Origin of the sequence: Mycobacterium sp. 1245801.1, from assembly GCF_001673055.1 — a bacterium.
Taxonomy (GTDB): Bacteria; Actinomycetota; Actinomycetes; order Mycobacteriales; family Mycobacteriaceae; genus Mycobacterium; species Mycobacterium europaeum_A.
Genome location: NZ_LZKY01000126.1, coordinates 39,592 through 53,186, shown reverse-complemented (window position 1 = coordinate 53,186; position 13,595 = coordinate 39,592). Strand labels below are relative to the sequence as shown.

Annotated in this window: 11 protein-coding genes; 4 read left to right on the top strand and 7 right to left on the bottom strand. The window is 68.6% G+C overall.

The window, feature by feature from the left end:
• The coding region (locus A5622_RS07445; RefSeq protein WP_156752874.1) for an HNH endonuclease signature motif containing protein at positions 1 to 1,125 on the top strand (1,125 nt) is incomplete at its 5' end.
• A 102-nt stretch (positions 1,126 to 1,227) separates the two neighbouring features.
• Here A5622_RS07445 and A5622_RS07440 read toward each other — a convergent pair.
• A complete protein-coding gene (locus tag A5622_RS07440) occupies positions 1,228 to 2,175 on the bottom strand; it encodes a class I SAM-dependent methyltransferase (protein WP_066877626.1) in 948 nt (315 codons plus the stop codon).
• Positions 2,176 to 2,177: 2 nt separating this feature from the next.
• Entirely contained in the window at positions 2,178 to 3,128 is a 951-nt protein-coding gene (locus A5622_RS07435) for a class I SAM-dependent methyltransferase (protein WP_066877625.1), read from the bottom strand.
• A 170-nt stretch (positions 3,129 to 3,298) separates the two neighbouring features.
• Between A5622_RS07435 and A5622_RS07430 the strand changes: the two genes are divergently transcribed.
• On the top strand, positions 3,299 to 5,674 hold the full coding sequence (locus tag A5622_RS07430; RefSeq protein WP_066877623.1) for a lysylphosphatidylglycerol synthase transmembrane domain-containing protein: 2,376 nt from the start codon (positions 3,299 to 3,301) through the stop codon (positions 5,672 to 5,674).
• Between the two features lie 4 nt (positions 5,675 to 5,678).
• On the opposite strand, the gene A5622_RS07425 is transcribed toward A5622_RS07430, so the two are convergent.
• On the bottom strand, positions 5,679 to 8,312 hold the full coding sequence (locus A5622_RS07425) for a GH92 family glycosyl hydrolase (RefSeq protein ID WP_066877620.1): 2,634 nt from the start codon (positions 8,310 to 8,312) through the stop codon (positions 5,679 to 5,681).
• 202 nt (positions 8,313 to 8,514) lie between these two features.
• Between A5622_RS07425 and A5622_RS07420 the strand changes: the two genes are divergently transcribed.
• Positions 8,515 to 9,192: an LpqN/LpqT family lipoprotein gene (locus A5622_RS07420; RefSeq protein ID WP_066866365.1), complete on the top strand. Its 678-nt coding sequence runs from the start codon at positions 8,515 to 8,517 to the stop codon at positions 9,190 to 9,192.
• Positions 9,193 to 9,232: 40 nt separating this feature from the next.
• Entirely contained in the window at positions 9,233 to 9,718 is a 486-nt protein-coding gene (locus A5622_RS07415) for a hypothetical protein (protein WP_066877618.1), read from the top strand.
• 12 nt (positions 9,719 to 9,730) lie between these two features.
• Here the strand turns inward: A5622_RS07415 and A5622_RS07410 are convergent, their stop codons facing one another.
• From A5622_RS07410 to galT, 4 genes are all read right to left on the bottom strand, one after another.
• Positions 9,731 to 10,417, bottom strand: coding sequence for a PAS and ANTAR domain-containing protein (locus A5622_RS07410; RefSeq protein ID WP_066866367.1), 687 nt, complete (start codon positions 10,415 to 10,417; stop codon positions 9,731 to 9,733).
• A 184-nt stretch (positions 10,418 to 10,601) separates the two neighbouring features.
• Complete coding sequence (locus A5622_RS07405) at positions 10,602 to 11,357, bottom strand: Mut7-C RNAse domain-containing protein (protein ID WP_066877616.1); 756 nt, start codon at positions 11,355 to 11,357, stop codon at positions 10,602 to 10,604.
• Positions 11,354 to 12,448: a galactokinase gene (locus tag A5622_RS07400; protein ID WP_066866371.1), complete on the bottom strand. Its 1,095-nt coding sequence runs from the start codon at positions 12,446 to 12,448 to the stop codon at positions 11,354 to 11,356. The genes A5622_RS07405 and A5622_RS07400 overlap by 4 nt, the downstream gene beginning before the upstream one ends.
• Positions 12,445 to 13,551 (bottom strand): galactose-1-phosphate uridylyltransferase, encoded by a 1,107-nt coding sequence (gene galT / locus A5622_RS07395; RefSeq protein ID WP_066866373.1) that lies wholly within the window; start codon positions 13,549 to 13,551, stop codon positions 12,445 to 12,447. The genes A5622_RS07400 and galT overlap by 4 nt, the downstream gene beginning before the upstream one ends.
• Positions 13,552 to 13,595: the final 44 nt, after the last annotated feature.

Sequence of the window (13,595 nt, the reverse complement as noted above, 5' to 3'; positions counted from 1 at the left end):
GTGGAGATCGTGGCCGAGATCGACCGCGACGAGTTGTGCGGGATGACCGGGGCGCGGTCGGTGCCGGCGTTGGTGGCTTGGAAGACGGGGTGTTCGTCGGCAAATGCGCGCACGATCGCCACGATTGCGAGCCGGCTTGAGGAGTTTCCGCGCTGCGCTCAGGGCATGCGGGAGGGCCGGCTGTCGCTGGACCAGGTTGGGGTGATCGCGGCGCGGGCTGGCGAGGGTTCTGATGAGCATTACGCCGAGCTTGCCGCGGTGGCGACGGTGAACCAGTTGCGTACCGCGGTCAAGCTGGAACCGCGTCCCGAACCCGAGCCGCAGCGCGAGCCCGAACGCTCGATCACCACGACCAGCACCGAGCAGGGCAGCTGTTACCGGATCACGCTTCCGCACCCCGATGCGGCGAAGTTCGACGCGGCGGTGGCGTCGCATCGTGAGGCGCTGATCGCCGAGTGGAAGCACGATCAGGCCACCGGCGCGGGTGATCAGCGGCCGCCGTTGCCGGGCACTGTCGAGGCGTTCATGCGCCTGGTGCAGACCGGCTGGGATGTCGAGGCGGCGCGACGCCCGCACGGGCAGCACACCACCGTGGTGGTGCACCTCGACATGGACAAGCGCGCCGCGGCACTGCATCTGGGTCCGTTGCTCTCCGATGCCGACCGCCGCTACCTGACCTGTGATGCCACGTGTGAAGTGTGGTTCGAACGCCGCGGCGAGGTCATCGGTGCCGGAAGGGCGACGCGGGTGATCAACCGGCGGCTGCGCCGCGCGCTGGAGCATCGCGACCGCACCTGCGTGGTGCCGGGTTGTGGTGCCACCCGCGGTCTGCACGCCCATCACCTGCGGCACTGGGAAGACGGCGGCCCCACCGAGTTGGCCAACCTGGTCCTGGTCTGCCCCTCCCATCACCGGTCACATCATCGGGGTGTCATCACCATCAGCGGACCCGCACACGCACTCGTGGTCCGCGACGACGAAGGCCGAGTGCTCAGCGCGGGATCGCTGGCGCGCCCACCCACGGGGCCCCCACCTGCGGTGGCGCCGTGTCCGGGACCGATCGGCGAACGCGCCGACTGGTGGTGGTACACACCCTTCCAACCCCACCCACCACCAAACAACTAGGGACGACGGGTCCTTACCGGCAACGCATCGGTGCTCTAAAACGCTGGGGCGCAGAGGTATTCGTTCGCGCCTGGACCGCCTACCCCGCCGTGGACATGGGCGCTAGCTCGCCGCGCGCTGCGCCGCGACGAACAGATTGCCGGGCACGTAGTCGCGAACCTCCTCGGGCGCCGCACGCCCATAGCCGGCCATCAATTCGTCGGCCGGGGTGACCGTCACCTCCCAGCCGTGGCGGCCGAACCATTCGCCGACGTCCTCGCGCTCCTCGAAATACCAGAGCTCGTCGGTGCGGGGTATCTCACGATCCGGATCCACGCCGGCCATCAGCCCGCGGATCCGATCCATCCGCTCGCGGCGCTTGGCGCGGGCCTGCGGGTCGAGGAACTTCGGACCCAGGGCCTCCACGGCCACCCGGCTGCCCGGCGCGGTCAGCCCCTGGATGCGTTCGAACAGCAGCTCTTGGGCGGCCGCCGGCAGATACGGCATCAATCCCTCGGCCGACCAGACGCTGGGCGCGTCGGCGTCAAAACCCGCCTGCCGCAACGCGGCCGGCCAATCCTGGCGCAGGTCCACCGGCACCGCGACGCGATTACAGGCGGGCTGCGCCCCATGTTCGGCCAACGTGGCCGCCTTGAAGTCCAGCACCTTGGTCTGGTCGAGCTCGTAGACCGTCGTGCCCGCAGGCCACGCCAACCGCCAGGACCGCGCGTCCAGGCCGGCCGCCAGGATCACCGCCTGGCGAATGCCTGCGCCGGTCGCTTCGCGGAAGAAACTGTCGAAAAACGCTGTGCGCGAGGCCATATAGCCGACCATCGACTGCATCTGCAGCGGCAACGTCGGCTCGGCCTCGATGACCTCGGCCGGCAACTGCGCCGCGGAATGCCAGTTCCACACGCCGTCCCCGGCGGCGTCCAGGAAAACCTGCGCGAATGGGTCCGTGATCAACGGGTTTTCGTTACGGGTCTCCGCCGCGCGGGCCGAGGCCACCCCCAGCGCGGTCGCCCCCACGCTTTCGGTGATCTCCCAGCTGTCGTTGTCGGTCCTGGGCACAGTCAGTTTCCTCTCGTCCGATGCGCAGACACGAACAGCGTCTGTGGTGTGGCGTCGTCGATGTCTTGTGGTGGCCTGCGGTCGTACCCGGCCATCAGCTCGGGGGCCGGGGTGACCGTCACGTCCCAGCCGTGCCGACCTAACCAGTCGGCCACGTCTTCGCGTTCCTCGAAGTACCACAGGTCTTGCACGTCGGGAATGTCGCGGTCGGGCTCCAGTTCGGCCATCAGGTCGCGCACCCGCTGCATGGTCTGGCGCTGCCTGTCGCGGGCGCCCTCGTCGAGGAAGTCGGGGCCTGGCGCCTCCACGGCGATCCGGCTGCCTTGCGTGCCGAGCGCCTGTACCCGCTCGAACAACAACTCCTGGGCGGTCGCCGGCAGAAACGGCAACAGCCCCTCGGCCGACCACACGCTGGGCGCGTGCGCGTCAAATCCCGCGCCCTGCAAGGCGGACGGCCAGTCGTGGCGCAGGTCGACGGGAACGCTGACCAGCTCGCAGGTCGGCTCGGCGCCCTTGTCGCGCAGCGTCGCGGACTTGAACTCCAGCACCCGCGGCTGGTCCAACTCGTACACCGTGGTGCCGTCCGGCCAGGGCAACCGCCACGCCCGCGAGTCCAGCCCGGCCGCCAGGATCACCACCTGCCGCACGCCCGCGCCGGTCGCGTCGAGGAAGAACTTGTCGAAGAACGCCGTCCGCGCGGCCATGTAGTCGACCATCCCCTGCATCCGCGGCTTGAGGTCCGGATCGATCTCGGCGACCTGGGCGGGCAGGTTGGGGGCCGCGAACCAGTCCCACACGCCCGCTCCCGCGGCCTGCAGGAACACCCGCGCGAACGGATCGCTGATCAGCGGGTTCTCGCTCTCGGTCTCCGCGGCCCGGGCCGCCGCCACGCCCAGCGCCGTGGCGCCCACGCTCTCGGTGATCTCCCAGCTGTCGTCGTCCGTCCTGGCCACGCCGCCACCCGCCCCCAATTCGCTAACACGCCTACCTACCCGACCCTACGCGCGCCGGATGAGTGGAAGCTGTCAACGAACCGGGTATTGCGTTAACTTGTCGGCGGGCCACTGCGCGGGCCGAAAGCAAGGCTCAGCGGTGCCGAGCGAAGCCGAAGGATCCTTCATACATGCGAGTTGACGGGCGCGACATCATCGTCTCCGGCAACCTGCTGCAGCCGTTGACCCGGCGGACCAACGACATCCTGCGGCTGATCCTGGCGTTGCTCTTCCTGGCGCTGGTGATCACGGGCTCGGTGATCACCCGCCCGCAGTGGATCGCGCTGGAGAGATCCGTGTCGCAGATCGTCGGCGTCTTGTCGCCGACCCAATCCGACGTGGCGTACCTGATCTACGGCCTTGCGATCGTGGCGTTGCCGTTCATGATCCTCATCGGCCTGATCGTCGCCGGGCAGTGGAAACTGCTGGGCGCCTACGCCACCGCGGGGCTGAGCGCGATCGTGTTGTTGTCGATCAGCGGCACCGGCCTCGCCGCGCCGCGGTGGCACTTCGACGCCCTCGACCGGCTGACCACGCTGCCGGCGCAGTTCCTCGACGACCCGCGGTGGATCGGGATGCTGGCGGCCGTGCTGACGGTGTCGGGGCCCTGGCTGCCGGCGCGCTGGCGGCACTGGTGGTGGGCCCTGCTGCTGGCCTTCGTTCCGATCCATCTGGTGGTCAGCGCCATCGTCCCGGCGCGCTCGTTGGTGGGCCTGGCGGTCGGGTGGGTGGTGGGCGCGCTGGTGGTGCTCGTCGTCGGCACGCCCGCGCTCGAGGTGCCGTTGGACGCGGCGGTGCGCGCCCTGGCCAAGGCGGGCTTCACCGTCACGCGGCTCACCGTGGTCCGGCCGGCCGGCCGTGGCCCGCTGATCCTTTCGGCGGAGGGCGAACATCTCGGTGACACGGCGCTGATCGAGTTGTACGGCCCGCATCAACGCAGCGGCGGAGCGCTGCGCCAGCTCTGGGGAAAGCTGAAGCTGCGCGACGCCGAAACCGCGCCCCTGGTGACCTCCATGCGCCGCGCCGTCGAACACCGCGCGCTGATGGCGATCGCCATCGGCAACACGGGTCTGGCCAACACGGCGACGGTCGCGGTCGCGCCGCTGGACCGCGGCTGGATGCTTTACTCGCACCGGCGCCCGCTCGGCACCCCCATCGACGAATGCGCGACGACGACTCCCGTTGCCCGGCCGTGGGAATCGCTGAAAGTCCTCAACGACCGCCAGATCGCCCACGGTGACCTGCGCAGCCACCACATCACCGTGGAGGACGACACCGTGATGTTCGGTGGGTTCGGCAGTGCCGAATACGGGGCCACCGAGGCCCAACTGCAATCCGACATCGCGCAGCTACTGGTGACGACATCCGCGCTGTACGAGCCGAAGTCCGCGGTGCGCGCGGCGATCGAGGTGTTCGGCAAGGACACCATCCTGTCCGCTTCGCGCAGGCTCACGAAAGTCGCTGTGCCGCGGTTTATTCGGCGGTCCATACCAAACTCTGGAACCGTCATCTCCGGCGCACGGGCCGAGGTCAAGCGCCAAACCGGCGCCGACCAGATCAAGCCTGCGACCATCACCAGGTTCACCCGCAGCCAGATCGTGCAGCTGGTGCTCTTCGGCGCGCTGGTCTACGTCGCCTACCCGTTCATCAGCACGGCACCGACGTTCTTCTCCCAACTGCGGACGGCGAACTGGTCGTGGGCGCTGCTGGGGCTGCTGGTGTCGGCGCTCACGTATGTCGGTGCGGCAGCCGCGTTATGGGCCTGCGCCGACGGCATGGTGAACTTCTGGACGCTGTCAATCGCGCAGGTGGCCAACACCTTTGCCGCCACCACCACCCCGGCGGGCGTCGGCGGTCTGGCGCTGAGCACGCGGTTCCTGCAAAAGAGCGGCTTGTCGGCGATGCGGGCCACCGCGGCGGTGGCGCTGCAGCAGTCGGTACAGGTGATCGCCCACCTGGCGCTGCTGGTGCTGTTCAGCGCCGCCGCCGGGGCCTCGATGAACCTGCGGCATTTCGTGCCGAGCGCGACACTGCTGTACCTGATCGCCGGGATCGCGCTGGGCATCGTCGGTGCGTTCCTGTTCGTGCCCACGCTGCGCAAGTGGCTGGCGACCGAGGTGCGACCGAAGCTGAACGAGGTGGTGACCGATCTGGTCAAGCTGGCCCGCGAACCGCGGCGGCTGGCCCTGATCCTGCTGGGTTGTGCGGGCACCACCCTCGGCGCGGCGCTGGCGCTGTGGGCCAGCATCGAAGCCTTCGGTGGCGGAACGACTTTCGTCGCCGTCACGGTGGTCACCATGGTCGGCGGCACGTTGGCCTCTGCCGCTCCCACGCCCGGCGGTGTCGGGGCCGTCGAGGCGGCGCTGATCGGTGGCCTGGCCGCGTTCGGGGTGCCGGCGGCGGTCGGCGTGCCCTCGGTCCTGCTGTACCGGGTGCTGACCTGCTGGCTGCCGGTCTTCGTCGGCTGGCCGGTGATGCGGTGGCTGACCAAAAACGAGATGGTCTGAGGACCTAGTTCTCGGATTCGGCCTGTGCGACCACGAGAACCGTTGAGGTGCGCACGCTTCGGCCGACGGTGGTGGTCAAATACGCCAGGTAGAAGTCCTCGGGCACCGACGGTGCGACCGAGATGGAAACGGTGACGCTGGCCGACCCGTCGGCGCGGAATTGACCCGATGCCGGCCGCACGCCGATCCCGACATCGGAGGAGGTGCCCGCGACGGTGTAACCGTCGGCGGTGTCGGTCATGCGTTGCGCATCAAGGGTGACGGTGCCCGTGCTCCCGGGCGCGATCGTGACGACGGGTTGAGCAACGTTGACGGCCACCGCCGAGCTGCCGGCCCCGAACGACGGCGGCGCATCGGATTGCGCTGTGCCCCAATGCTTGTCGGGATAGGCGGCCAGCGAGTACGCCAGTGTGCCGCCGGTGCGGATGATCGACTCGGGCAGCGACGTGTGGTCGGTGGCCTGCCCGTCGACCCTCAGGCCGCTGATGTATTTGAGGTGGTGCGGTCCCGAGGCGCCCGGCGCGAAGATCCGGATGAATTTGTTTGCCGGCAGCGCGATTTCGACACGGTCGAACAACGGCGCGCCGACGGTGAGGATCGGCGTTCCCGGGGTGGCCGGGTACAGCCCCAGCGCCGCCCACACGTACCAGCTGGCCAACGCGCCCAGGTCGTCGTTGCCCGGCTCACCGTCGGCGGTCGGGGCGAACAGCCCGCGCACCCGGTCCACGGCGTGCTGGGTCTTCCATGGTTGACCGATGTAGTTGTACAGCCACGGCACACCGAAACTCGGTTCGTTGCCGGCCCACAGGTAGGGCTGGTTGGGACCGACATTGAGCTTGTCGGTGAAGCGGTCGAGCCGGTCGGCCACGGCGGCGCGGCCGCCGAGCGCGGTCACCAGTCCCGCCACGTTGTGGGGGACCGACCAGACGTACTGTTCGGCATTGCCCTCGTCGTAGCCGACCTGGCCGAAGTTCTCCGGGGCCACCACGAACCCGGGACCGGGGCGGAAGAAGCCGGTCCAGCTGCGCGGCAAGACGTATCGCGTGGTGGGGTTGAACAGGTTCTGCCAATACTGCGCCCGGTTCGCGAATTCGGTGGCGGTCGCGGCGTCACCCAGCGAGTCGGCGAATCGGGAGATCGCGAAGTCGTCGATCGACCACTCGAGGGTGATCGACGCGTCGGCGATCCAGCCGTTGCGGCCGAACTCCAACGTGAACGGCGCATAGCCGAACCGCAGGTAGGTGCCGATGCCGCGACGCTCGACGTAACCGGCCAGGCCCACGCCGCCTTTGGTCGCCCCGTCCACCATGTAGCGCAACGCCTTTTGCGTGTCGAAGTCATTGGCGCCGAACGCATTCCAATTCACGATCAGCGGGGTCACGCTGTCCCCGCTCATCTCCCCGGTCGCGGCGTTGGCGAACGCCCAGCGCGGCAGCGCTCCACTCTGCTCGGCGTCGTTCACCAACGATTGGGCCATGTCGCTGGCCCGCTCCGGAAACAGCAACGCCTGCAGCGCCGCCAGGCACCGGTAGGTGTCCCAGTCGGAGAAGTTGGCGTACTGCGTGTGCCCGGCGGCGACCGTGTGGATGGAGCCGTCGAACCCGACGTAGCGTCCGTCGGCGTCGTTGAACATGTTGGGGTGCAACAGGGATCGATACAGGGAGGTGTAGAAGGTGCTCAGGTCGTCGACGTTGCGGCCGGCCACCGAGACGCGGGACAGCGCGGCGTTCCAGTCGCGGGACGCGGCGCCGCGAACGTCGTCGAAGCCGGCCGAGCCCTCGGCCGCCAGGTTCGCCCGGGCCCCCTCGATCCCGACGTAGGAGACCGCGGTGCGCACCTCGAGCGTCGAGCCGGCCGGGAATTCGACGTATCCGCCGGCATACGGCGCGTTGGCGCTGCGGGCGCCGGGGTAGACGGCGGTGCCGTCCCAGGACCCGTAGCCGGTGAAGGGCTGGCTGAACTTCATCGCGAAGTACACCGTGTAGGCGTTCGGTTTGTCGCAGAATCCCCCGCTGGTGGCCCAACCGGTGATCGTGGTGTTGTCCTCCCCGATCTGGATGGTCGCGCGCGAGTTGCCCGCCAACGACGAGCCGGAGCGCACCTGCAGCAGCGCGGGCCGGCCGTTGCGCGGATAACTGAAACGGCCGACGCCCGTGTGCGCGGTGGCGGTGAGTTCCGCCTTCACGCCGGTGCCGGGGAACCGCACCGCGTAATAACCGGGGACGCCCTGCTCGCTGTCGTCGTGGGCGATGCCTTCGGTGGCATTCCAGGGTTGCCGACCGATCCCGCCGGTGACCGGCAGCATCGAGATGTCGCCGAACGCAGCGCATCCCACCGACGCGTGGGTCATGCTGAAGCCAGTGGCGCGCGGGTTGTCGTAGTTGTAGCCAGCGTAGTTGCCGACGGTGTCCGGCGAGTACTGCACCATCCCGAAGGGCACCGTGGCACCGGGGAAATTGTTGATCTCCCCGACCGTCTCGCCGCCCGTCCCGGTGCCGATGAGCGTGGCGACGTGGTCGACCGGATTCGCCACGAACACCGGCGGACCGTCGTATCCCCTGGGTGGGGCCGCCGCGATGAAGACCATGAAGACAGCCGACGCCGCGATGACCGCAATGAGGGCCCGCCGCGACCGCATACCTGTCTAATACTCCGCTAACGAACCGAAAACGCCGTATTCGTGGGGCGTTTCGGCCGGCGAATTGGACAACTATTGGGGCCGCACCGAGTCGCGGGCAAAAACTCCAAAAGATACCGGCAAACCGTCGAGGTTTTTCCGTTACTGTCATGCCCAGCACGGCTGGCGCTGGTACCGGCCCAATTTTCGGGAGATTGGATCGATGAAACATTTGACGCTAGCAACCATTTCCGTGGCGCTCAGTCTGGCGCTCGTCGGTTGCGGCCACGACCACAAATCCGGCGATAAAGCGTCGACTTCCACTTCGACGACGACGTCGTCTGCCACGTCGACGTCGTCGCAGACCGGCGCGCCACCCGCGGCGAAGGCCAAGTACACCATCGCCGACTACGTCAAGGACAACAACATCGCCGAGACACCCGTGCACCACGGCGACCCCGGCCCGAACGTCGACCTGCCGGTGCCCGCGGGCTGGCAGCTCAACCAGAACTCCGGCACCTCGTATGGCGGCATCGTGCAGAGCCAGCCCGCCAATCCCGCCGATCCGCCGACCGTCTCGGCGCTGTACTCCAAGCTGAGCGGCAATGTCGATCCCGCGAAGCTCATCCAATTCGCTCCGGGCGAGGTGCAGAATCTGCCCGGATACCAGGGCACCGGCAACGGCTCGGCGTCCACGCTCGGCGGCTTCCAGGCCTGGCAGGTGGGCGGCACGTACCAGCGGGGCGGCCAGACCCGGGTCATCGCGCAGAAAACCGTGGTGATCCCCAGCCAGGGCGCGGTCTACGTGCTGCAGCTCAACGCCGACGGGCTGGAAAGCGACCAGGGCCCGCTGATGGACGCCACCAACATCATCGACGACCAGACCACCATCACGGGCTGAATGGCGGGCCGCGGGGCGCGGTTGCCTCTACGGTGAACGCATGACAGAGCAGTCGTATGCGGTGGACGCCGGTCATCCACCGTCGGCGCTGATGCGTCTGGTCAATCCGGTGATGGGGTTCTTGCTGCGCAGCCCGCTGGCCGGGCTGGCCCGCAAGCAGTTCATGGTGCTGAGTTTCACCGGGCGAAAGACGGGACGCGCTTATTCAATTCCGTTGAGCGCCCATGTGATTGACGGCGAGCTGTACGCGCTGACCGGAAATCCGTGGAAGCAGAACTTCCGCGACGGCGGACCGGTCCAGGTCGTTTACGACGGCAAGACGACGGCGATGCGCGGCGAGCTCATCCGCGACCGGGCCGTCGTCTCCGACCTGCTGGTGCGCTGCGCCGAGTCCTACGGGGTCCAGCGCGCGCAGCGCATGATCGGGTTGAAGTTTCGCGACCAGCGCATCCCGACCCGCGACGAGTTCGCCGAGGCGGTCGACCGGCTGCATCTGGGTGCGGTGCGGCTGAGTCCGGCGCCCTAGCACCGCACCCGCTCAGGTGGTGTCGCCGCTCTCGGGCGCGCGCAGGTGGGCGCCCCGCAGGCGCTGGTCGAATCGCGAGCGCGCGGTGATGACCTCTTTGCCCAGCGCCGAGAAGTCCTCGGCGATCCGTTGGGCGAGCAGTCCGAGCTTGGTGTTTCCCGACTGGGACAGCGTTTTGAGCATGTTGAACGCGGCGTCTTCGTCGATGCCGTAGATCAGCATCAGCATGCCCTTGGTCCGCTCGATCACGCCGCGGCGCCCGGCGATTTCGGCGACCTTCGCGCTGATGGATTCCTCGCGGCTGCGCGCGGGCGTCGGCGTGACTTCGATGTAGAAGCCGTGCGTCCCGACGACGTTGCCGTCGTCATCGCAGAATTGGTCGCCCACCACCAGGACGTGATGGATCATGCCGCCGGTGTCCACGATGCGATGCCGTGTGCTGAATGCCTGACGACGCCTGATCATGTCGTTGATGCCGTCGGTCACCTGAGGACGATCGGCCGGATGCTTGTGCGACAGCACCAGTTCCGTGGTGGGTGTCACCGTGCCGGGTTGGTACCCGTGCATGCGCTGGACCTGGTCGGACCATACCCAGCGGTGGCCTTCGAAGTAGAAGCGGAACCAGCCCACGGATTGTGGGGTGGCGCCGGCCAGCCCCCGCTCGATCGCTGCGGCTTGGCTGTCTAGATTCCAAGCCACGGCTGACGTTTCGCGTAGTGGGCGGCAGAATTTGGTAGCGATCGCAGCTGGATCGCTACCGCCCGGGCGGGAAAACCGGTACTGCACATGCAGGAGTGGGATACCCCCATGGGGGTTAGGTTACATTTTCTGACCACTGGTCATGCCCGGAATCTCAAAATTGCCGGGCGAGTAAGTTTGGCGTTCAGATCCGGCGCCGCAGGCGTTCGACGAGGGCGACCAGCTTCGCGTGGTGCGACCCGGCCCAATAGATGCGGCCGCATTGCGTGCACCGGCTGAAGTCGTCGTAGTGCTCGCGGGTCAGCGGCTCCAGCTCATCGATCACGTCCTCCTTGGCGACCGGAGCCAACATGCCGTTGCAGCGCACACACCGGCTCAGCGGCGCCAGCCGTCGCTCCAAATCGAGCCGGCGGAGCACGGCGACCGCCTGCTCCTCCGGATCGTCCGAGCGAACAAACAGGCCATGGGTGACGGCGCGGCGCTTCAACAGGCCGCGGTCGCGGGTCAGCAGGATGCGCCGCTGCGCGCCGCTGATCTCGGCCAGGGTCTGGTCATCGGCGTCGTTCGACCACCACACGTCGAACCCGAACAGCCGCAGCAACCACGCGAGCCGGCCGAGGTTGACGTCGACGACGAAGCGCGGGTCGCGCAACGGCACGGGCCGAAGCCTGCCGGTCGGGCCGATGTCGAGCGCCTCGAACACCGGATAGGCGGCGACGCGGTCCCCGGAGACCGGGCGGTAATCGAACCCCCGGGCCGCATCGTTCACCAGGATGAGGTCGACCTCGGTGTGCGGAATTCCCATCGCCTCCAACACATCTTTGACGCTCTGGTGGGGTTTGAAGGGCCGGCGCACGGTGTGCCCGCGCAACGGCGCCGCGACGAAGTCATTGAGTTCGGCGTATGCCCGAACTTCGATGTAGCCGGTCGGCTCGCTCACGCCGGTCCCGCGCCCGCGGCCGCGCGGGTTCGGGTGACGACGGGCTGCTCGAACCCGGCGTCGGCCACGGCCCGTTGCACCGCCTCGCCGACCGCATTCGCGCGCTCGTGCGGCACCAGCGCGATCACACAGCCGCCGAAGCCGCCGCCGGTCATCCGCGCGCCCAGCGCGCCCGCGCGCACCGCGGTCTCAGCGATCAGGTCGATGCGTTCGGTGGTGATGCCGAAGTCGTCACGCATGGAGGCGTGCGAGGCGGTGAAGATCCTCCCGGCTTCGGAATAGTCCGAATTACGCAGCGCCGCAACGCAATCGATGACCCTCTGGTTTTCGGTCAGCACGTGTCGGGCGCGCCGGGCGTCGGCGGGATCGCGCACGGCCGTCAGGTCGACGGGCCCACGATCGGCGGCCTCACGCAGCGAGGACGCCGACAGTTCGGCCGCCGCCCGCTCGCACGACGCGCGCCGCGCCGCGTAGTCGCCGCCGGCGTGGCTGTGGCGCTGCCGCGAGTCGATCAGCAACAGCGTGACACCCGCGGCGGCCGGGTCGAAAACCACCGGCGTGACGGTGAGGTCGGCGAAGTCGATCAGCACCGCCGTCGCGTCGCGGCCGCAGAGCGCGGCCAGCTGATCGAGCAAACCCGTTGGCGCCCCGACGTATTCGTTTTCGGCGCGCTGGGCCAGCCGGGCCTGTTCCTTGGGGTCGATGCGGACACCCGCGGCCGTGGTGATCGCGCCCAGCGCCGCGCATTCCAGCGCCGCCGACGACGACAGACCCGAGCCCATGTGCAGGTCGCTGGTGATCGACATGGCGCCGCCCGGCACCGGGTGGCCGCCCTGGCGCAGCGCCCAGATCACCCCGGCCACGTAGGCCGCCCAGCCGGCCACCTCGCCGGGAACGGTGCCGATCCGAACGCGCACCGGGGCATCGGCGCGGTCGCTGACGACGGTGATCGCGTCGTCGTCGGTGGGCGTGAACGTCGCCACGGTGCGCTGCGGTAGCGCGATGGGCAGCGCGAAACCCAGGTTGTAGTCGGTGTGTTCGCCGATCAGGTTGATCCGCCCCGGGGCGGCGTAGCGGATCGGCGTGGTCATTGCGCGAGGCCCCGCAACAGCTGGGCCACGCTTTCCGGCGTGACGTCACCGATGAAGGCATCCATCGCCGATTCGGAGGCCGCCAGGTACTTGAGCTTGGTGGCGCTGCGCCGGATGGACATCAATTCGACGTGGAAGTAACCCTCGGCCTGGGCGGCGGTGTCGGCGTACTGATGCAGCGCCGAAATGTAGGGCAGCGGCGCGGAATACAGCCGGTCGAAGCGCCTGAGCACGTCGAGGTACACGTCGACGAATGCGCAGGATTCGTCCTCGCCGAGTTCGGTCAGGTTGCGCACGAACCGGTTCGGGTAGATGTGCACCTCCACCGGCCAGCGCGCCGCGAACGGCACGAACGCGGTGAACAACTCGTTGCGCGCGATGACGCGGCTGCCGGCCTCGACCTCGCGGGCCAGCAGGTCGGCGAACAGGTTGCCGCCGTGGCGTTCTCGATGCAGACGGGCCTGCTCCAGCATGGCGGCGGTGCGCGGCGTCAGATAGGGGTAGCCGTAGATCTGACCGTGCGGGTGGGTCAACGTCACCCCGATTTCCTCGCCGCGGTTCTCGAAGCAGAACACCTGCTCGATGCCCGGCCTGGCCATCAGGTCGGCGGTGCGATGCCGCCACGCCTCGACGACCAGCCGTGCGTGCGCCGGCTCGAGCTGGGCGACGGATCCGGTGTGGTCGGCCGAAAAGCAGATCACTTCGCAGCGGCCGTGCCCAGGCGCGGCCGCAAAGCCGTCGTCGGCGGGCACGGGCGGCGAGACCGGCGACGACGGCAGCGCGCCGGACAGGCTGGGGAAGCGGTTCTCGAAGACGACGACGTCGTAATCGGGCGCGGGCACCTCACTGGTCAGCCCGGTCGGGCCCGGGCACAGCGGGCACGCCTCGGGTGGCGGCTTGTAGGTGCGGTCCTGGCGCAGCGCCGCGATGATCACCCACTGCCCGGTGGACCGGTCGAACCGCAGCTGCGACTGCGCGGAGGGCTCAGCGGCACGCGACGGCAGCGGCCGGCGATCTTCGACCGGCGCCGGGTGATGCCCCGGCAGCGCGAAGAACAGCAGCTCACGACCGTCAGCCAGCTGCGCGCGCGTCGGCTCGGTCACGATGTCGAAGACTACTTTGGTCGCCGTGGCGCGGTTCGGGTAAC

Excerpts from the sequence above, each read along its gene's own strand:
- A5622_RS07430 (WP_066877623.1), top strand. The coding sequence starts at position 3,299 with ATGCGAGTTGACGGGCGCGACATCATCGTCTCCGGCAACCTGCTGCAG.
- A5622_RS07425 (WP_066877620.1), bottom strand. The coding sequence starts at position 8,312 with ATGCGGTCGCGGCGGGCCCTCATTGCGGTCATCGCGGCGTCGGCTGTC.
- A5622_RS07420 (WP_066866365.1), top strand. The coding sequence starts at position 8,515 with ATGAAACATTTGACGCTAGCAACCATTTCCGTGGCGCTCAGTCTGGCG.
- A5622_RS07415 (WP_066877618.1), top strand. The coding sequence starts at position 9,233 with ATGACAGAGCAGTCGTATGCGGTGGACGCCGGTCATCCACCGTCGGCG.
- A5622_RS07400 (WP_066866371.1), bottom strand. The coding sequence starts at position 12,448 with ATGACCACGCCGATCCGCTACGCCGCCCCGGGGCGGATCAACCTGATC.